Origin of the sequence: Paraburkholderia sartisoli (assembly GCF_900107685.1) — a bacterium.
In the GTDB taxonomy this organism is placed as follows: domain Bacteria; phylum Pseudomonadota; class Gammaproteobacteria; order Burkholderiales; family Burkholderiaceae; genus Paraburkholderia; species Paraburkholderia sartisoli.
Map to the genome: position 1 here is coordinate 431,287 of NZ_FNRQ01000005.1, position 19,477 is coordinate 450,763.

Annotated in this window: 16 protein-coding genes; 6 read left to right on the top strand and 10 right to left on the bottom strand. The window is 63.1% G+C overall.

Going from position 1 to position 19,477, the window contains the following annotated elements; all coding sequences use genetic code 11:
- The first annotated feature begins 243 nt into the window (after window positions 1-243).
- Complete coding sequence (locus BLV45_RS17830) at window positions 244-2,523, top strand: NADP-dependent malic enzyme (protein WP_090535262.1); 2,280 nt, start codon at window positions 244-246, stop codon at window positions 2,521-2,523.
- Between the two features lie 156 nt (window positions 2,524-2,679).
- Here BLV45_RS17830 and BLV45_RS17835 read toward each other — a convergent pair whose 3' ends face one another.
- Complete coding sequence (locus BLV45_RS17835) at window positions 2,680-6,306, bottom strand: indolepyruvate ferredoxin oxidoreductase family protein (RefSeq protein WP_090535263.1); 3,627 nt, start codon at window positions 6,304-6,306, stop codon at window positions 2,680-2,682.
- 356 nt (window positions 6,307-6,662) lie between these two features.
- Here BLV45_RS17835 and BLV45_RS17840 point away from each other — a divergent pair, with 356 nt between their 5' ends.
- Window positions 6,663-6,854 (top strand): hypothetical protein, encoded by a 192-nt coding sequence (locus tag BLV45_RS17840; RefSeq protein WP_090535264.1) that lies wholly within the window; start codon window positions 6,663-6,665, stop codon window positions 6,852-6,854.
- Between the two features lie 146 nt (window positions 6,855-7,000).
- Here the strand turns inward: BLV45_RS17840 and hppD are convergent, their stop codons facing one another.
- On the bottom strand, window positions 7,001-8,098 hold the full coding sequence (gene hppD, locus BLV45_RS17845) for a 4-hydroxyphenylpyruvate dioxygenase (RefSeq protein ID WP_090535265.1): 1,098 nt from the start codon (window positions 8,096-8,098) through the stop codon (window positions 7,001-7,003).
- 148 nt (window positions 8,099-8,246) lie between these two features.
- On the opposite strand from hppD, the gene BLV45_RS17850 reads away from it, so the two are divergent.
- Entirely contained in the window at window positions 8,247-8,768 is a 522-nt protein-coding gene (locus BLV45_RS17850) for an Lrp/AsnC family transcriptional regulator (protein WP_090535266.1), read from the top strand.
- Window positions 8,769-8,855: 87 nt separating this feature from the next.
- Here the strand turns inward: BLV45_RS17850 and BLV45_RS17855 are convergent, their stop codons facing one another.
- From BLV45_RS17855 to paaA, 8 genes are all read right to left on the bottom strand, one after another.
- On the bottom strand, window positions 8,856-9,524 hold the full coding sequence (locus tag BLV45_RS17855) for a GNAT family N-acetyltransferase (protein ID WP_090535267.1): 669 nt from the start codon (window positions 9,522-9,524) through the stop codon (window positions 8,856-8,858).
- Window positions 9,525-9,753: 229 nt separating this feature from the next.
- On the bottom strand, window positions 9,754-10,359 hold the full coding sequence (locus BLV45_RS17860) for a TetR/AcrR family transcriptional regulator (protein ID WP_090535268.1): 606 nt from the start codon (window positions 10,357-10,359) through the stop codon (window positions 9,754-9,756).
- 17 nt (window positions 10,360-10,376) lie between these two features.
- Window positions 10,377-11,213 carry a DUF1835 domain-containing protein gene (locus BLV45_RS17865; RefSeq protein WP_090535269.1) on the bottom strand — a complete coding sequence of 279 codons (837 nt, stop codon included), beginning with the start codon at window positions 11,211-11,213 and terminating at the stop codon, window positions 10,377-10,379.
- Window positions 11,214-11,390: 177 nt separating this feature from the next.
- Window positions 11,391-12,479 carry a 1,2-phenylacetyl-CoA epoxidase subunit PaaE gene (paaE, locus tag BLV45_RS17870; protein ID WP_090535270.1) on the bottom strand — a complete coding sequence of 363 codons (1,089 nt, stop codon included), beginning with the start codon at window positions 12,477-12,479 and terminating at the stop codon, window positions 11,391-11,393.
- 1 nt (window position 12,480) lies between these two features.
- Window positions 12,481-13,023 (bottom strand): 1,2-phenylacetyl-CoA epoxidase subunit PaaD, encoded by a 543-nt coding sequence (gene paaD / locus BLV45_RS17875; RefSeq protein WP_090535271.1) that lies wholly within the window; start codon window positions 13,021-13,023, stop codon window positions 12,481-12,483.
- 41 nt (window positions 13,024-13,064) lie between these two features.
- Complete coding sequence (gene paaC / locus BLV45_RS17880) at window positions 13,065-13,868, bottom strand: 1,2-phenylacetyl-CoA epoxidase subunit PaaC (protein ID WP_090535272.1); 804 nt, start codon at window positions 13,866-13,868, stop codon at window positions 13,065-13,067.
- Window positions 13,869-13,876: 8 nt separating this feature from the next.
- Window positions 13,877-14,173 carry a 1,2-phenylacetyl-CoA epoxidase subunit PaaB gene (gene paaB, locus BLV45_RS17885; RefSeq protein WP_090535273.1) on the bottom strand — a complete coding sequence of 99 codons (297 nt, stop codon included), beginning with the start codon at window positions 14,171-14,173 and terminating at the stop codon, window positions 13,877-13,879.
- 63 nt (window positions 14,174-14,236) lie between these two features.
- On the bottom strand, window positions 14,237-15,235 hold the full coding sequence (gene paaA, locus BLV45_RS17890; RefSeq protein ID WP_090535274.1) for a 1,2-phenylacetyl-CoA epoxidase subunit PaaA: 999 nt from the start codon (window positions 15,233-15,235) through the stop codon (window positions 14,237-14,239).
- Between the two features lie 155 nt (window positions 15,236-15,390).
- On the opposite strand from paaA, the gene BLV45_RS17895 reads away from it, so the two are divergent.
- The 3 genes from BLV45_RS17895 to BLV45_RS17905 all read left to right on the top strand — a co-directional run bounded on the left by BLV45_RS17895 (window position 15,391) and on the right by BLV45_RS17905 (window position 18,992).
- Complete coding sequence (locus BLV45_RS17895) at window positions 15,391-15,687, top strand: DUF2628 domain-containing protein (protein ID WP_090535275.1); 297 nt, start codon at window positions 15,391-15,393, stop codon at window positions 15,685-15,687.
- Between the two features lie 143 nt (window positions 15,688-15,830).
- Complete coding sequence (locus tag BLV45_RS17900) at window positions 15,831-17,453, top strand: NAD(P)/FAD-dependent oxidoreductase (RefSeq protein WP_090535276.1); 1,623 nt, start codon at window positions 15,831-15,833, stop codon at window positions 17,451-17,453.
- A gap of 270 nt (window positions 17,454-17,723) precedes the next feature.
- Complete coding sequence (locus tag BLV45_RS17905) at window positions 17,724-18,992, top strand: SGNH/GDSL hydrolase family protein (RefSeq protein WP_090535277.1); 1,269 nt, start codon at window positions 17,724-17,726, stop codon at window positions 18,990-18,992.
- Window positions 18,993-19,477 lie beyond the last annotated feature (485 nt).

Sequence of the window (19,477 nt, forward strand, 5' to 3'; positions counted from 1 at the left end):
ATGCGGCCATTCTGTTTCCCGTCCTGTCGGCGACAGTAAACCCGACGCGTAATGGTGGGTGCGGGGTGTACACTGATCGACCCGCCAAACGTTCCGCATTGCTTTGCCCGACGTCCAGGTTTAACGCCGCGCCCATTCGGCGCCCAGCGAAAACCGTCGCTGTCGATCACCCATTCGATACGCGCAGGCGCCGTCCGCGATGCAACGTGCCGGGCCCATTACTAACGTCTCGCAGGTCAGAAAATGGACGAACAACTTAAGCAAAGCGCTCTCGCGTATCACCAGAATCCGAAGCCCGGCAAGATTTCGGTCACGCCGACCAAACCGTTGTCGAACCAGCTCGATCTTTCGCTCGCGTATTCGCCGGGTGTCGCCGCGGCCTGCATGGCGATCTTCGACGAGCCGCTCGACGCGCAGAAGTACACATCGCGCGGCAACCTCGTCGGCGTGATCACGAACGGCACGGCCGTGCTGGGTCTCGGCAACATCGGCCCGCTCGCCGCGAAGCCGGTGATGGAAGGCAAGGGCTGTCTCTTCAAGAAATTCGCCGGCATCGACGTGTTCGATATCGAGTTGAACGAGTCCGATCCGGACAAGCTCGTCGAGGCGATCGCGATGCTCGAGCCCACGCTCGGCGGCATCAACCTCGAAGACATCAAGGCGCCGGAGTGCTTCTACATCGAGAAGAAGCTGCGCGAGCGCATGAAGATTCCGGTCTTCCACGACGACCAGCACGGCACGGCGATAATCGCTTCGGCGGCGATCCTGAACGGCCTGAAAGTGGTCGGCAAGCAGCTCGCCGACGTGAAGTTCGTGTGTTCGGGCGCGGGCGCGGCGGCGATCGCGTGCCTGGATCTGCTCGTGAACCTCGGGCTGTCGAAGAAGAACATCCTGGTCTGCGATTCGAAAGGCGTGATCTACGAAGGTCGCGGCAATCTGGATCCGTCGAAGGAGCGCTACGCGGCGCATACCGAAGACCGCACGCTCGCCGACGCGATTCGCGGCGCCGACGTGTTCCTTGGCTGTTCGAGCGCGGGCGTGCTGAAGCCGGAAATGGTGATGGAAATGGGTACGCGCCCGCTGATTCTCGCGCTCGCGAACCCGGATCCGGAAATCCGCCCGGAAGACGCGAAGAAGGTTCGCCCGGACTGCATCATCGCGACGGGCCGTTCGGACTATCCGAACCAGGTGAACAACGTGCTGTGCTTTCCGTTCATCTTCCGCGGCGCGCTCGATGTCGGCGCGACCACGATCACCGAGGAAATGAAGCTCGCGTGCGTGCGCGCGATCGCCGAACTGGCCGAGGAAACCGACCAGGGCGACGAAGTCGCGAAGGCGTACGAGGGCCACTCGCTTGAATTCGGTCCCGAGTATCTGATTCCGAAGCCGTTCGATCCGCGTCTCATCATCAAGATCGCGCCGGCGGTGGCGCAGGCGGCGATGGATTCGGGCGTCGCGACCCGTCCGATCAAGGACATGGACGCGTATCGTGAAGAACTCGGCACGACCGTCTATCGCACGGGCATGGTGATGCGCCCGGTGTTCGCGGCGGCGAAGTCGGCGCCGGCGCGCATCGTGTTCGCGGAAGGCGAGGACGAGCGCGTGCTGCGCGCCGCGCAGTTCGTGCTGCTGGAGAAGATCGCGAAGCCGATTCTCGTCGGGCGGCCCTCGGTGATCGAGATGCGTCTGAAGAAGATGGGCTCGAAGCTGAAGTGCAACGAAGACGTCGAGATCGTCGATCCGGAAGACGATCCGCGCTACCAGCAATGCTGGCAGGCGTATCACGAGATCGGCGCACGCGAGGGCATCACGCCGGACGTCGCGAAGGCGGCGATGCGCAAGTTCAACACGCTGATCGGCGCGATCCTCGTGCGTCTTGGCGAGGCGGACGGCATGATCTGCGGGATGATCGGCCAGTACCACACGCACCTGGACTTCATCGAACAGGTGCTGGGCAAGGCCGAGAACGTGCAGAACTTCGCCGCGATGAACCTGCTGATGCTGCCGGGCCGCAATCTGTTCATCTGCGACACGTACGTGAACGAAACGCCGACGCCGGAGCAACTCGCCGACATGACGATGCTGGCGGCGCGCGAGATCGAGAAATTCGGCATCACGCCGAAGGTCGCGCTGCTGTCGAACTCGAACTTCGGCAGCGCGCCGTCTTCGTCGTCGGCGCGGATGGCGGCGGCCCGCAAGCTGATCGCGCAACGCGCGCCGACGCTCGAAATCGACGGCGAAATGCACGGCGACGCGGCGTTGTCCGAAGCGGTGCGCAAGGCCGCGTTCCCGGGCACGACGCTCTCGGGCGAGGCGAACCTGCTGATCATGCCGAACGTGGAAGCGGCGAACATCACGTACAACCTGCTGAAGATGATCGGTGGCGAAGGCGTGACGGTCGGTCCGTTCCTGCTCGGCGCGGAAAAACCGGTGCATATCCTGACCCCGGCCGCGACGGTGCGCCGCATCATCAACATGACGGCGGTGGCTTCGGCGAATGCGCGGGTGCGTCAGGCGGGCTGATGTACAGCGGTGTTGATGGAGCGCGGGGCGCCTGAGGAGGCGTCTCGCGAGTCCGGTCGAAAAAAGGCGGTTGCCCGTGAGGGACAACCGCCTTTCGTTTTACTTCACCGCACCAGGCCAGGCGTCACGCGTAACCCGCCATGGCGTGCGGCATGCTCAGGCCACGTGTTGCGCGCTGCCTGAATCCGGCGAGCGCCAGCGGGCCAGCAGATCGTTCCACTTCACGCGCACGCCTTTCAGGTTGTTCTCCTTCACGTGACCGTAGCCGCGGATGTCGTCCGGCAGGCTTGCCAGTTCGACAGCCAGCGCGCGGTTCCCGGCAGTCAGCCCCGCGCAAAGCTCCTGCACGAGCGTCTCGTATTCACCGATCAGCTCGCGCTCCGTGCGACGTTCGTCCGTTTTTCCAAACGGATCGAGCGCCGTGCCGCGCAGGAACTTCAGCTTCGCGAGCACGTTCATCGCCGTGAACACCCACGGGCCGTACTTTTTCTTGATCAGGTGCCCCTGCGCGTCTTTCTTCGAGAACGCGGGCGGCGCGAGATACAGATTGAGCTTCCAGTCACCCTCGAAGCTGGCCTTCAGTTTCTCGACGAACGCCGGGTCGGCATACAACCGCGCGACTTCGTATTCGTCCTTGTACGCCATCAGCTTGTGCAGGTTTTTCGCGACCGCTTCAGTCAGCGGGAACTGACCGTCGCCGGTATCGAGCGACGCCTCTTTCGCGCGAACGTCGGCCACGCGCCTGCGATAGCGCGTGGCGTACGCGTCGTTCTGATACGCCGCGAGGTACGCGGCACGTTTGTCGATCAGCGTGTCGAGCGCCTTCGGCGTGTGCAGCGTGATGATCTTGCCGCCCGTCGCCGGTTCATCCGCTGCACCCGCGCTCGTGCCCGCTTCGCCGCGCGCCTGCGACTTCACGAGCTTGCGCACGCCAGCCAGATCGTGCGCCGCGCGGCGGCCCCATTCGAACGCCGACAGATTCTTTTCGACCTGCACCGCGTTCAGTTCGATCGCGCGCTTGAGCGACGGATACGTCAGCGGCACCCAGCCGCGCTGCCATGCGTAACCCAGCACGAACGGGTTCGTGTAGATCGCGTCGCCCAGCAGCGCGAGCGCGAAGTGGTTCGCATCGACCGCGTCGACGCCGTCATCGCCCGCCGCCGCGCGTACGTCGGCTTCCGTATTCGAACCCGGGAAACGCCAGTTCGGATTCTTGATGAACTCGGCGGTCGGCGTCGCGGCGCTGTTCAGCACGACCCGCGTCTGGCCCGCCTGCATCCGCGACAGGCATTCGTCGCTGGCCGTGACGATCGCGTCGCAACCGATCACGAGGCTCGCTTCGCCCATCGCGATGCGCGTTGCGTGGATGTCCGCCGGACGGTTCGCGATCTGCACGTGGCTCATCACCGCGCCGCCTTTCTGCGCAAGCCCCGTGACGTCGAGCACCGTGACGCCCTTGTTCTCCAGATGCGCGGCCATGCCGAGCAGCGCGCCGATCGTGACGACCCCCGTGCCGCCGACGCCCGTCACCAGCACGCCATACGGCTTTTCGATGGCGGGTACGTCCGGCTCCGGCACCGGAGGCATGGCATCGCTGCCGACGCCGGAGGCCGCTTTCGGCTTGCGCAACTGCCCGCCTTCGACCGAGACGAAGCTCGGGCAGAAGCCGTTCAGGCACGAAAAGTCCTTGTTGCACGTCGACTGGTTGATCTGGCGCTTCGTGCCGTACTCCGTTTCCAGCGGCTCGACCGACAGACAGTTCGACTTCACCGAGCAGTCGCCGCAGCCTTCGCACACGGCTTCGTTGATCACGACGCGCTTCGCCGGGTCGGGATACGTGCCGCGTTTGCGGCGGCGACGCTTTTCCGTCGCGCACGTCTGGTCGTAGATCAGGATCGACGTGCCGCTCACTTCACGCAGTTCGCGTTGCACGGCGTCGAGCTGGTCGCGATGATGAATCGCGATGCCGGGCGCGAGCTGCTGTTTTGCGTTGTCGTATTTCTCTGGCTCGTCGGTGACGATGACGATCTTCGTCGCGCCTTCGGCGGCAAGCTGGTGCGTGATCTGCGGCACGGTCAGCACGCCGTCGACCGGCTGGCCGCCGGTCATCGCGACTGCGTCGTTGTAGAGAATCTTGTAGGTGATGTTCGTCTTCGACGCGATCGCCGCGCGAATGGCGAGCAACCCGGAGTGGAAGTACGTGCCGTCGCCGAGATTGGCGAACACGTGCTTGTCGTTCGTGAACGGCGCCTGGCCGACCCACGCGACCCCTTCGCCGCCCATCTGGCTGAACGTGCTGGTGCTGCGGTCCATCCACACCGTCATGTAGTGGCAGCCGATGCCGGCCATCGCGCGCGAGCCTTCCGGCACGTTCGTCGACGTGTTGTGCGGGCAACCCGAGCAGAACCACGGCTTGCGTTCCGCCTCGACGCGCGGCTTCGCCAGCGCGCGTTCCTTCGCCTCGATCACGGCGATGCGCGTGGCGATTCGCGCGCGCACGTCCGGCGGCAGGTCGAACTTGTCGAGCCGCGTGGCGATCGCTTTCGCGATGATGGCGGGCGACAGCTCGTAATGCGCGGGCAGCAGCCAGTTGCCCATCGGCACCGACCATTCGCCGCCGGCGCCGTCCTTTTCGTCGAACTTGCCGTACACGCGCGGACGCTGCGCATCCGGCCAGTTGTACAGCTCTTCCTTGATCGCGTATTCGAGGATCTGCCGCTTTTCCTCCACCACGAGAATTTCCTCGAGCCCGCGCGCGAACGCATGCGCGCCCTGGGCCTCGAGCGGCCACACGCAGCCGACCTTGTACAGACGAATACCGATGCGCGCGCAGGTTTCGTCATCGAGACCGAGGTCGGTGAGCGCCTGACGCACGTCGAGATACGCCTTGCCGCCGGTCATGATGCCGAAGCGTGCCTGCGGCGAATCGATCTCGATGCGATCCAGTTTGTTGGCGCGCACATAAGCCAGCGCGGCGTACCACTTGTAGTCGAGCAGGCGCGCTTCCTGGACGAGCGGCGGATCGGGCCAGCGGATGTTCAGGCCGCCATCGGGCATCGTGAAATCGGTCGGAAGCACGATTTGCGTGCGGTGCGGATCGATGTCGACGGAAGCCGACGATTCGACCACGTCGGTCACGCACTTGAGCGCGACCCACAGGCCGGAGTAGCGGCTCATGGCCCAGCCGTGCAGACCGAAGTCGAGGTATTCCTGAACGTTCGACGGAAACAGCACCGGAATGCCGCACGCCTTGAAGATGTGTTCGGACTGGTGAGCCAGCGTGGAGGATTTCGCCGCGTGATCGTCGCCGGCGAGAACGAGAACGCCGCCGTGTTTCGACGATCCGGCCGAGTTCGCGTGCTTGAAGACGTCGCCGGTACGGTCGACGCCGGGGCCCTTGCCGTACCACATCGAAAACACGCCGTCGTATTTCGCGCTCGGGTACAGGTTGACCTGCTGCGAGCCCCACACGGCGGTGGCGGCGAGGTCTTCGTTGACGCCCGGCTGGAACACGATCCGGTGTCCGGCGAGATGCTGCTTCGCCTTCCACAACGACAGGTCGAGTCCGCCAAGAGGAGAGCCGCGATAGCCGGAGATGAAGCCGGCCGTGTTGAGCCCGGCGGCCTTGTCGCGTTCCTGCTGCAGCATCGGCAGGCGCACCAGCGCCTGGATGCCGCTCATGTACGCGCGGCCGCGTTCGAGCGTGTATTTGTCGTCCAGCGTGACGGAAGATAGCGCGGCTTCGAGCGAGGCTCGTTGTCCGGCGTCTAGCGGGGCATTCATTATGTGTACTCCTCCAACCTGTTTGGGATCACCAAAACTTCTGCGCTTTTCGCATCTTGTGAATGCTTCAGCCAGGGTCGCCATATTGACGGCTTTTTTGTGATGGTAGCACTGGTACAAACCCGCCGCAGCCCGGCCAGATGGCTATATGAGGACGTGCCTGCGATTCAGATGTGACGATTGTGTGAGCGCGATCGTAACGTTTGATCTCGTGCTGTAACAGGCTGTAAAAGCCGCCCGATTGACTGGAACCGGGCGGCCGATGCGTGTCTAATAGCCCACCTGTTCATAGTCTGGCAGCGCTCTGCATACGGTTGAGCCTCAGGACGGACAGGCAGTCAGAAAAAGGAGTACGCATGATTACACGTAACATTCAGACCTTCATGATGGTCTCGGCAGCATTCTTTGCCATGAGCGCACCGGTTCGCTCGAACAGCGCGAGCACCCTCGCGACCGCGGCCGGCCGCACCATCCATGTCGCACTCGCATCGCGTGACGCGGATCAGCCGCGGGTCACGCAGGCGACACAAGCCGACCGGCGTTCCTGACCGGTCCGATCGCTGCCGGCCCGCTGGCCGGCTGACATTGAACTCGCGCGGTGGCCTCCATACGGCGGCCGCATCAACAAGGAAGGGCGAGGATCCATCACGGGGTCCTCGCCCTTTCTGCATCTCGACGCAGAAAGGGCGTGTGGCTACGTCTTGTCCCGCACCACACCGCGACGAATCTGGTCGAGCTCGATCGATTCGAACAGTGCCTTGAAGTTGCCTTCGCCAAAGCCCTGATTGCCCTTGCGCTGGATGATCTCGAAGAAGATCGGTCCGATCTGGTTTTCGGTGAAGATCTGCAGCAGCAGGTCGTCCGGCGCGCCGTCGATCAGGATCTTGCGCTTGCGCAATTCATCGAGCGGTTCGCCATGACAGGGCACGCGGCGGTCGACCAGTTCGTAATACGTGTCGATCGTGTCGAGCAGCGCGATATTCGAGGCGCGCAGGCCGTCGACCGTCGTGTAGATATCCGCGCTACCGAGCGCGATGTGCTGAATGCCTTCGCCGTGATAGGCGTCGAGGTATTCCTGGATCTGGCCGGCCGTCTCCGAACCCTCTTCGTTGATCGGGATGCGGATCTTGCCGCACGGCGACGTCATCGCTTTCGATTTGACGCCCGTCACCTTGCCTTCGATATCGAAGTAACGCACCTGGCGGAAATTGAAGAGCCGCTCGTAGAATTCCGCCCATTCCTGCATGCGGCCACGATGGACGTTGTGCGTGAGGTGGTCGATGTACGTCAGGCCGTGGCCGGCCGGGTTCGGGTTCGCGCCTTCGATCGGCACGAAATCGACGTCGTAAATGCTGATATCGCCGATGCTGTGCGGCTCGGCGCCATTCTTGCCACGCCAGCGGTCGACGAAATAGATCAGCGAATCGCCGATGCCCTTGATCGCCGGAATGTTCAGCTCCATCGGGCCGGTCTTGTTGTCGAAGCCCCAGGCGCCGAGCTCGAGTGCATGGCGATACGCCTTCGCCGCGTCCTGCACGCGAAACGCGATCGCGCAGATCGACGGGCCGTGCAGACGCGCGAAGCGCTGGGCGAACGAATCCGGCTCGGCGTTGACGATGAAGTTGATATCGCCCTGACGGTACAGCGTTACGTCCTTGTGACGATGCCGCGCGACGGCGGTGAAGCCCATCTGCTCGAACAGCTTGCCGAGCGCTTTCGGATCCGGCGCGGTGTATTCGATGAACTCGAAACCGTCGGTGCCGACGGGGTTTTCCCAGGTTGGAACCTGCATTTCTGTCTCCTGAATCGCGGCGAAGCGCGTCTTTCCATGAATGGGAGCCAGTGTATCGGCCGGAAGCCGGCGAAAACTTGCGAAGTTAATCATGTCTGGCTACGCTGACGCTATTTACTGCCTTGTCAGGCGGAGAGCGCGGCAGAAAATGGCTGAATTTGAGATGGATGCGATCGACCGGCGAATTCTCACGATCCTGCAGGAGAACGGGCGGTTGTCGAACCAGGAGATCGCGGAGTGCGTGAATCTGTCGCCGAGTCCGTGTTTGCGGCGGATTCGTCGGCTGGAAGAATGCGGCGTGATTCGCGGGTATGTGGCGCTGCTCGACGCGCAGAAGTTAGGGCTCGATTTGCTGGCGTACGTCAACGTACGGCTGGAAAAGCGCAGCAGCCCGATCGTGGGCGCGCGTGGCGAGGGCACGGCGGCGACGCGGCCTGGCGCCACGCACGCCGACCTGTTCCGCGCGGCGGTGCAAACGTGGCCGGAAGTGGTGGCATGTCACGCGATGACCGGCGAGATGGACTATCTGCTGCGCGTGCAGGTTGAGGACATGGCGCATTTCTCCCGTTTCGTGCAGGACCAGTTGCTGCACCATCCATCGGTGATCGACGTGAAGACGAGTTTCTCGCTCGAGAAGATCAAGGAGACGACAGCGCTGCCGGTACGTTGAGCGCGTGCGTGCCCGGAAGCGTAGTGGGGGAGCCACATACAGAAAGGGCGTCCACGCTGGACGCCCTTTCTGTATTGATCTGCGGGATTATGCGGCTTCGGCAGCCGGCATGAACGATTCGAAAATCTTCGACGCGTTGCGCGCCTGGCGCTTGAGCGCGTAATCGAAGACGGCGGCCTGTTCCTGCAGCATTTCCGTGATGATGCTCGACTGGTCGGCTGGCTTGAGCGAGAGATACGCATCGGCTTCGCCGTACGCGTATTCGATCTTCATGCCGGACTTCCTGGCGATGTGCATCATGGTCGAATTGCGCGACAGACAGTGCATGTACAGCATGGTGACGTGCGTGTTGCGGCTGCGAATCGCAGCACGCTCGAATAGCTTCGTGCCAATGCCTTCGCCACGCGCGCTTTCAAGCACGGACACGCCGAATTCGGCCGTTCGCTTGTCGCCTTCTGCGGGCAGATAGGCGAGGTGACCGACGCCGGTGAGTTGCAGCGTGGTATCGAACACGCCGAACACCGTGTCGCGCTTGAAGTCGATTGTACGGACGTAATTTTCGATGACGTGATCGGGCACGATCTGGCCGAAGCGCAGCAGACGATCGTCTGCGTCGAGCGCGAGGAAGTGCGCGAGCAGCTTTTCGCGATCCATCACGGTGAGTTCCCGAACCAGAGCCGGTGCGCGTGCAGCGACCGACAGCGGATGATCGGATGTCACGATCGGCTCGTTGGCGCGTGTAGTGGTCTGGGTCATGGCGGTTCTCCTTTTCGTGTGGCGGCATGATGCACCGCAAAACGAATTCTACCGGAAACGCCAATTCATCACTAGGGAAAACCCGTATATGAATTCGAAGAGTCGCTCTACATAGAGGGGAATTTATAGATAACTGATTGTTTTATATAAATATATTCGCACCATCAAACTCAACTTATGAATCGCCCCTTTTAGCGAATTCATAAAGTTTAATGGTGCATCGCGCCATTTATTCGCTTGCCCGCAGGCCGCGGTCGACTACGGCGACCACCTGCTCCGCGAATTCCGGATAACCCATCCGGCCGTCCGGCTTGAGCCACGTAAACGTCCAGTTGATCATGCCGAACACCATCATCGTGAGCGCCGTCTGGTTTTCGCGCGTGGCGCGCTCCGGGTAGGCGCGCGACAACTGTCGTGCGAACGCCGCGACGACGTCGCGCTGGCGGTTCAGGATGATCTCGCGCTGGGCGTCGACCAGATATTTGACGTCGTTCAACAGCGCGACGTGCCGGCTGTGCGACGTCTCGTATTCGGCGAGAAACGCCCGGATCAGTTCTGCAAATGTCTCGCGCTCGCTCAGGCCGCGCCGCTGGCTCGCGCCTTCGACTTCCGCGATGATCAGCATCAGCCGCTTGGTGTAGCGGTCGAGCAGATCGAACAGGATGGCTTCCTTGCTCGCGTAGTAATGGTAGAGGCGCGCCTTCGACGTGCCGCATGCCGCGGCAAGCTCGGCCATCGAAGTGCTCGGATAACTCGTTTGCGCGAACTTTCCAGCGGCCAGTTCGAGAATCTGGTCGCGTTGCGTGTCGTGGTCTGGGGCTCGTGTGCGGGCCATGGTCTTGTGTTTGTTATCTATCGGCTTGAAGCGGTGGACAGGGTAGCAGGACGTGGTGTCCGTGTGAGACAAAGTTCGAGGCCCGGCCAGGCGCTGGCGTCGCCGCGCAGCTGGATGCGCCCGGCGGCGGCCAGTTCCTGGAAGCGCCACAGCGCGATCCGGTCGCTGACCAGAAAGCCCACGTCGGCCGTCATCAGTTGCGCGGCGATGCGCGCGGCCGGCTGCCAGTCGTCGTGGGTGTGCGCGAGGATCACGGCGTCGAGCTCGCCGAAGGTGCCGCTCACGAACACGTTGTCGCGCCAGCGTCGCGTTTCGCCGTTCGCCTGCTTCACATTCTGCCATTCGAGCGCGAGCCGGCTGATGCGCAGCACGGAAATCGGCGCCGCGCAGGCAAGCTGCGCTTCGAGCACGTCGGGCGCGAACATGCCGACCGAGGTCGCCTGATCCTTGCGGCTGTGCGCCCACGCGCCGGGATCGGTGAGGTCGTGAATCGACAGGCGCACTTCGTTAAGGCGCTGCGGCGCGTCGCGCAGGTGATAGCAGACGCGGCGCAACATCAACTGATCGGACGCGCTTTGCGCGTGCCACACCACAATATGTGAGTGCTCGCTGACCACGGTGGCGAGCATGGCCGCCTGTTCGTCGAATTCACCCAGAAAGTCGCGCTCGACGTCGCCGTACACGCGCTGCCAGAAGTCCATGCGCACATCCGGCGCATCGTCGACGCCGCGCAGCGGACCGACCGCGAGGTCGTCTTTCAGTGCGAGGACGCGTTCGTTCCGGCCGGCCCGGCGCAGGGCGTCGCGCAGGGAATCGGCGGCGACGTCGCCGTTCGTAAAGTGGGTCGTGCTCATCGGCAGGAGGCGGGCAGCTTGAGGTATCGGCGTCTGGACGGCAAAAAGGGCCGCCCGCGAATCCGGACGGTGTCCCGATTGCGGGCGGCCCCTAGTGTAAGCGGATCGCGGGAGTACTGAAAGTTCCGGGCGTCAATGTTCGCCCATGGCGGCCGATGATAACGGTCGCCGCGTCGTTTACCGCTCGTCGTAGCTCACGACCACGCGGTCGCTGACGGGGTGGCACTGGCACGTCAGCACAAAACCGTCGTCGATTTCGTGCTGTTCCAGCGTGTAGTTCTTCTCCATCTTCACTTCGCCTTCGAGCACCTTCGCGCGACACGTGCAGCAAACCCCGCCCTTGCACGCGTACGGCAGCGCGAGTCCGGCGCGCAGGCCGACATCGAGCACGCTCACGCCCTCATACGGCAGGCGCAGCTTGCGCCGCTTGCCATCCAGCACGATTTCGAGATCGGCTGCGGGCGTGTTCTCCGTGATTTCGACGGGCGGCACGCCGGCTTGCGGCAGCGGCGAGCCAAAGCGCTCGACATGCACGTTGCCCGCCGGCACGCCGGCCGCTTTCAGTGCGGCTTCGGCGGCGTCCATCATCGGGCCGGGGCCGCAGATGAACGCTTCGTCGATCGAACTGGCCGGCAGCAGTGTCTCCAGAAATTCCGCGCACTTTTGCTGGTCGAGCACGCCGTTGAACAACTCGACGTCCTGCAGGTCGTCGGACAGCACGTGGTACAGGATGAACCGGTTCATGAAGCGGTTCTTCAGGTCTTCGAGCTCTTCGGCGAACATGATCTGGTCGACGCTGCGGTTGCCGTACACCAGCGTGAACGTGCTGCGCGGCTCGATTTCGAGCGTCGTCTTGATGATCGCGAGCACCGGCGTGATGCCGGAGCCGCCAGAAAACGCGACGTATTGCTGCCCCTGATCCGCGTTCAGATGCGTGAAGAAGCGGCCGTCGGGCGTCATCACGTCGATCGAATGGCCGGGCTGCAGCGTGTCGAACGCGAAGTTCGAGAAACGGCCGCCGCGCACGCGCTTGATGCCGATGCGCAGTTCGCCGTCGCGATCGTAGTCGGTCACGCCAACGCAGATCGAATACGAGCGACGCGTTTCCTCGCCGTCGATATGGGTTTTCAGCGTGACGAACTGGCCCTGCGTGAAGCGGAACTGCTCGCGCAGCTCGACGGGGACCTCGAAGGCGACCGAGACCGCGTCGGCGGTTTCAGGCCGCACTTCACGGATGCGCAGCGAATGAAATTGCGGAATAGCCATATCAGTACGGTTTGAAATAGTCGAAGGGTTCGCGGCAATCGATGCAGCGGTAGAGCGCCTTGCAGGCGGTCGAACCGAATTGCGCGAGGCGTTCGGTATGCGCCGAGCCGCAGCGCGGGCAGGCCGGCGCCGCCATCGGACGGGGCACGAAGCGGACGACTTTTTCGCCCGGCGCGGCTGCATCGCTCGCGCAATTGCCGGTCGGCGGCGCGATGCCGTAAGCGCGCAGTTTTTCGCGCGCTTCGGTGGTGATCCAGTCGGTGGTCCACGCCGGCGCCAGCACGGTCGCGATCCGGTGCGGCGTGAAACCGGCGGCGTCGAGCGCCAGACCGACGTCCGCGGCGATCTGCGACATCGCCGGGCAACCCGAGTAGGTCGGCGTGATGACGACTTCGAGCACGCCGTCGGCCGTGCGGCGCACGTCGCGCAGAATGCCCAGTTCCCGGATCGATACGACCGGAATCTCCGGATCGGGGACGGCTTCGAGCACGGCCCACGCTTCATCGAGCGTGGTGTCGGGGCGGGCGGCGAGTGTCGCGGTCATCGTCTTGCTCCGGTTGGCTTCGTCGGCGAGGTTGCGTGGGATTACCAGGTCGCGCCGGGATGCTGGCGCGCGATGCTCTGCATTTCCGCGAGCACGTAGCCCATATGCTCGGAATGCTCGCCGTGCTTGCCGCTCGTGATGTGCTTCACCGGCTCGGGCAACGTGAGCGTGGCTTCATCGAGCGCTTCGCGGACGTCCTCGAACCACGCGGCTTCGAGACCGGCCGTCTTCGGACCAATGCCCGCGGCGGCGATCGCGGTTTCGACGTCGTCCGCGCTGAAGAACTCACGCGTGTACGGCAGCAGATAATCGAGTGCATCCTGCGCGCGACGATGCGATTCATCGGTGCCGTCGCCCAGGCGGATCAGCCACTCGCGCGAGTGATGCATGTGATAGCGCGTTTCCTTGATCGACTTCGCGGCGATCGCGGCAAGCTGCGCGTCCGCTGATGCGGTGAGCGCCGTCCACAGATGCGTCATCAGCGACGCGAACAGGAAATTGCGCACGATCGTGACCGCGTAGTCCTTGTCGGCGTGCGCCGTGCCGGCGAGCGGGCCGTAATGCGGCAGTTCGGCGAGCGTGTAGTTCGCGAATTCGCGCTCGGCGCGGAAGTACGCGTAATCGTCTTCGGTGCGGGTGTTGCCGGTGAGCGTTTTTTCCAGTTCGGCGGCGTGCTGGTACAGGAGGCGCGCCTGGCCGATCAGGTCGAGGCTCATGTTCGAGAGCGCGATATCTTCTTCGAGAATCGGACCGTGGCCGGTCCATTCGGCGTTGCGCTGACCCAGGATCAGCGCGGTATCCGCGAGGCGCAGCACGTACTGGAGGTGTTGGGGCGTAGTGGACATGACGGCGCTTACATGTGGTTGACTTCGTCGGGGAGCGTGAAGAACGTCGGATGGCGATAGATCTTGTCGCCCGCCGGATCGAACAGCTCCGCCTTGTCTTCCGGGGCGGACGCCGTAATCGCCGACGACGGCACCACCCAGATGCTCACGCCTTCCTGGCGGCGCGTGTACACGTCGCGCGCCATGCGCAGCGCCATCGTTGCGTCCGACGCGTGCAGGCTGCCGCAATGCTTGTGATCGAGGCCCTGCTTGCTGCGCACGAACACTTCCCAGATGGGCCATTCCCTGTTTACTGACTTGTCCATTGTCGATCTCCTGAATCCTTGTCCTTTCGATACCGCTGTGACCACGGCGAGCGCGGCCGCCGCTCAGGCTGCGTGCTGCTGTCCGCGTTGATGCTGCTTTTCGGCGTGGGCGAGGGCGGCTTCGCGCACCCAGGCGCCGTCGTTGTGCGCTTTCACGCGCGTGGCGAGGCGCTCCTTGTTGCACGGACCATCGCCGTTCACGACGCGCCAGAACTCTTCCCAGTCGATCGAACCGTAGTCGTAGTGACTGCGTTCCTCGTTCCACTTCAGGTCCGCGTCCGGCAGCGTGACGCCGAGCAGTTTCGCCTGATCGACCGTGGCGTCCACGAATTTCTGACGCAGATCGTCGTTCGAAATGCGCTTGATGCCCCATTTGAACGACTGACCGCTGTGGATGGAATCCTTGTCGCTCGGGCCGAACATCATCAGCACCGGCCACCACCAGCGGTTCACCGCCTGCTGGACGAGTTCGCGCTGCGCTTCGGTGCCCTTCATCATCGAGAGCAACGCATCGAAACCCTGCCGCTGATGGAACGACTCTTCCTTGCAGATCCGGATCATCGCGCGGGCATACGGGCCGTACGTGCAGCGGCACAGCGGAATCTGGTTCATGATCGCCGCGCCGTCGACCAGCCAGCCAATCACGCCGACATCCGCCCATGTGGGCGTCGGATAGTTGAAAATGCTCGAATATTTCGCCTTGCCGCTATGCAGTGCGTCGACGAGCTGATCGCGCGACACGCCCATCGTTTCGGCTGCGCTATATAGATAGAGGCCGTGGCCGGCTTCGTCCTGCACCTTGGCGAGCAGGATCGCCTTGCGCTTGAGGCTCGGCGCGCGCGTGATCCAGTTGCCTTCGGGCAGCATGCCGACGACCTCCGAGTGCGCGTGCTGCGAGATCTGTCGCACGAGCGTCTTGCGGTACGCGTCGGGCATCCAGTCCTGTGCTTCGATCTTGCCGTCGGCTTCCATGACGGCGTCGAAACGGGCTTGCTCGGGCGAACTGGCGGCGGCGTCGATCGGCGCGACGTTGCCAGGAATATCGAGGGATTGCGTGTACATGGTCTTAACGCTCTCGTCCAGTGTTGGGCATGTCCGGCAGTATAAACCAACCGACCGGTCGGTTAATGATTTTTTTGAGATTGGCGGTGTGGCAGGTTCGGGGCCGTCGGCGCTCGCATTGCCGCGTCTTTTAATCCTGGAACAAAAAAGGACAGATGGCGGAGCAAATCTACCTGCAGCATCCGGTGACGCACGAGACGATCGCGGTGGGCACCGGGTTCAACTGGCCAGCGTGCCTGTTCGGACCGTTCTGGGCGGTCATGCGGCGGTTGTGGCGGGTCGCGCTGCTGATGCTGATCGTCGACGTGCTGCTCTCCGTGATCGGGCTCGCAGACGTGACCGTCGATCTTGCCAGCCTGGCTCTGTCGATTGCATTTGCCGCGTACTGTGGCGTGAACGGCAATAAATGGCACCGGCAGGCGCTTGAGCGCAAGGGATTCGTGGCCCTGTAGGGACATGGCGGGAAGCATTGAAAGCGTTCGCGATCACGATGCCCGGAGGCCCGGTTGCTCCCGGTTCTCGCCGTGTCCAGCAGCATAACCTGTAAAATCGCGGATCGGCCGCGCTTTCGCGGCTTCCTGCATTCCCGGTTCCCATGCTACGTCTTAGCGAAATCAAACTCCCGCTCGATCACGCCGAAAGCGAGCTCGACGCCGCCGTACTCGCGCGTCTCGCCGATCTTGGCGTCAAGAAAGACGGGCTTGTCCGTTACACGGTTTTTCGCCGTGCCCACGACGCCCGCAAGCGCGCCGACATCAAGCTGACGTACATCGTCGACGTCGAGGTGAAGGACGAAGCGGCGGCCGTGAAGCGCCTCGCCGGCCAGCCGCACTGCGGCATCACGCCGGACATGACGTATCGCTTTGTCGCGAAAGCGCCTGCGGGTGGCACGGCGCTGCGTCCGGTCGTCATCGGAATGGGGCCGTGCGGGCTTTTCGCCGGGCTGATTCTCGCGCAGATGGGCTTCCGGCCGATCATTCTCGAGCGCGGCAAGGCCGTTCGCGAGCGGACGAAGGATACCTTCGGGCTGTGGCGCAAGAGCGTGCTGAATCCGGAATCCAACGTCCAGTTCGGTGAAGGCGGCGCCGGTACGTTTTCCGACGGCAAACTGTACAGCCAGATCAAGGATCCGAAGCATTACGGTCGCAAGGTGCTCGACGAGTTCGTCAAGGCGGGCGCGCCGGAAGACATCCTTTATCTGAGCCGGCCGCATATCGGTACGTTCCGCCTCGTCAGCATGGTGGAGAAGATGCGCGCGTCAATTCATGAACTCGGCGGCGAGGTGCGGTTCGAGACGCGCGTCGACGACATCGAGATCGATCAGGGCAAGGTGCGTGCGCTGGTGCTGTCGAATGGCGAGACGCTGCGCTGCGACCACGTCGTGCTGGCTGTCGGGCACAGCGCGCGCGATACCTTCCAGATGCTGCACGAGCGCGGCGTCTATATCGAGGCGAAGCCGTTTTCGCTCGGTTTCCGTATCGAACATCCGCAAGGCGTGATCGACCGGAGCCGGTTCGGCAAATTCGCCGGACACAAGGAACTTGGCGCGGCCGACTACAAGGTCGTCCATCACGCAGCCAACGGGCGTGCGGTTTACAGCTTCTGCATGTGCCCTGGCGGCACGGTGGTCGCGGCGACTTCCGAACCGGGGCGCGTCGTCACGAACGGGATGAGCCAGTATTCGCGCGCGGAACGCAATGCGAACGCGGGGATTGTCGTCGGCATTACGCCGGACGATTATCCGGGCGGCCCGCTCGCTGGCATCGCCTTTCAGCGCAAGTGGGAAGAGCGCGCATTCGAGCTCGGCGGCAGCAACTATTGCGCACCGGGGCAGCTCGTCGGCGATTTCATCGCTGGGCGGCCATCGACGTCGCTTGGCTCCGTCGTGCCGTCGTACAAGCCGGGCGTGCATCCGACCGATCTCAGCACGGCGCTGCCTGATTACGTCATCGAGGCCATTCGCGAGGCGCTGCCGCAGCTCGACAAAAAGATTGCCGGTTTTGCCATGCACGATGCGGTGCTGACGGGCGTCGAGACGCGTACGTCGTCGCCGATTCGCGTGCGACGCAAAGAGGACTATCAGAGCGTCAATATCGAAGGCCTGTATCCAGCGGGCGAGGGCGCGGGTTATGCGGGCGGCATCTATTCGGCCGCCATCGACGGCATCGAAGTGGCCGAAGCACTGGCACTGAGCATGATGTCGACGCAGGAAGCGTGAGCGGGATGGGCTGTGTGGGGCGCCGCGATGATTTGTCCGGGTTTTTCGGTCAGTCGAGGGTGCCGCCGTGCGGTAGTCCGGTGGAGAGCGGAGCTTCGCTGGCCGGTCGTAGCAAGGAAATAGCGTGCGATGCACCAGGATCAAGGCACCTCATCTTTCCTGGTGGCCGGCAAACCGCAAACCGTAAGCAGCAAACCGCGGAATCCGAAGTCGTCAACACGTCGCGATCATGCACAATGGACGCCTTGTTCCATCTGAACGATCACCCGAATGCGCCTTCGTACGCTCGCCGCCGCTTGCGGCGCTGTTCTGCTCTCCCAGTTTTCGATTCCCATCAACGCGCTCGCCGGCGAAACAGCCAGCAGCTGGACCACAGCATGGGCAACCGCGCTCCAGCCCATTCCCCAACGGGCCGACCTCCCGGCGCTGTATCGCGCGCCCGATATGGCCGGGCGCACCGTGCGCCAGATCATTTACCCGACGTTGGCCGGAAATGCTGTGCGATTGCACATCAGCAATGAGTACGGCACCACACCGCTTGTGATCGAAGATCTCCGCATCGCACGCTCGGCGGGTGGCGCGGCCGCGCAAAGTACCAGCGAAGCGCGGGTGACGTTCGGCGGCAAAACCGCTGTAACGGTACCGCCGGGTGGCGCGGCGGAAAGCGATCCGGTCGCGATCAGCGTCGCCAGCGGCTTGCCCTATGTCGTGAGCGCGTTTATGGGGCCGTCGCAACGACTTGTTGCGTGGCATCGGGTGTCGAACCAGGTCAATTACGTTTCTGTCCCCGGCAACCATGCTGGCGATTTGAGCGGCGACGCCTTTCGTCAGCGGTTCACCCAGTTTGCGTGGCTGACCGGGCTGTCCGTCGACTCGCCCACCTCCGGCGCGATCGCCGCGATCGGAGATTCCATCACCGACGGCATGCGCTCCAGTCTCAACGGAAATCGCCGCTGGCCGGATGAACTGGCGCGCCGGTTCGCCCGCGCGGGCGATCATTCGACGGCTGTCGTCAACCTTGGAATCAGCGGAAACCGTCTCTTGAGCGATTCGCCGTGTTACGGCGACGCGCTCGTCAAACGGTTTGACCGCGATGTGCTCGAGCGGCCAGGCGTGAAAACCGTAATTCTGCTGGTCGGCATCAACGACATCAATTTCGCTGCGATGCCTCCGCGCGCGGGGCTCGATTGCGATTTTCCACATACGCAGGTGACAGCGTCCGACCTGACTGCCGGTTACCAGCGAGTCATTGCGGCGGCGCATCGGCGCGGCATCCGGATATTCGGTGCAACGCTGACGCCAGCGGCGTTGCCGCCGCAGCGGGAAGCGATCCGCCTGGCGGTGAACCAGTGGATCCGGACGAGCCACGCTTTCGACGGCGTGATCGATTTCGACGCCGCGCTACGGGATCGGATGCAGCCTGATCGCCTGCAGAAGGCCTATGACAGCGGCGACCACATTCACCCGAGTGATGCCGGCTACGCGGCCATGGCTAACGCGGTACCGCTCGAAGCGGTGGCGACTCCGGTCCGGAAATAGGCCGTCAAAAAAGATTTGCGTCATCCCCTTGTCACACGGGCGATGTTCACCTACTATTCGCCTCCTCGTTTGCGAACGAGCGCCGCTGCAGAAACCAGCGGCCGTGGCGTCAACAAGGTTTTAAGCGAAAGCGAAAAATAGCGTTGACGAAACGAAAAAGAGTCTTCATAATCTCGTTTCTCTGCTGCGGATGCAGCGACGTGCAACGAAGCGGTGCCGGGTGGTTGGAAGTGGGCGCGGTTTCGGGTGGTGGGCGCGGACTTGATCTTTAAAAATTAACAGTCGATAAGTGTGGGCGCTTGATGCGCGACGCGCGGTGGATCCTTCGGGGTTCGCCGGACAGCGAAAGTATCAAGTCTCACACAGTAATGAAAGGAAGGTTTTGCTGCTGGTGTGTCAAGCACCGGCAGGAGAATCATTCGTCAGTACGTTGAGTGAGCGACCTATTCGCAAGAATAGAAAACAGTAACAGGCATTGAACTGAA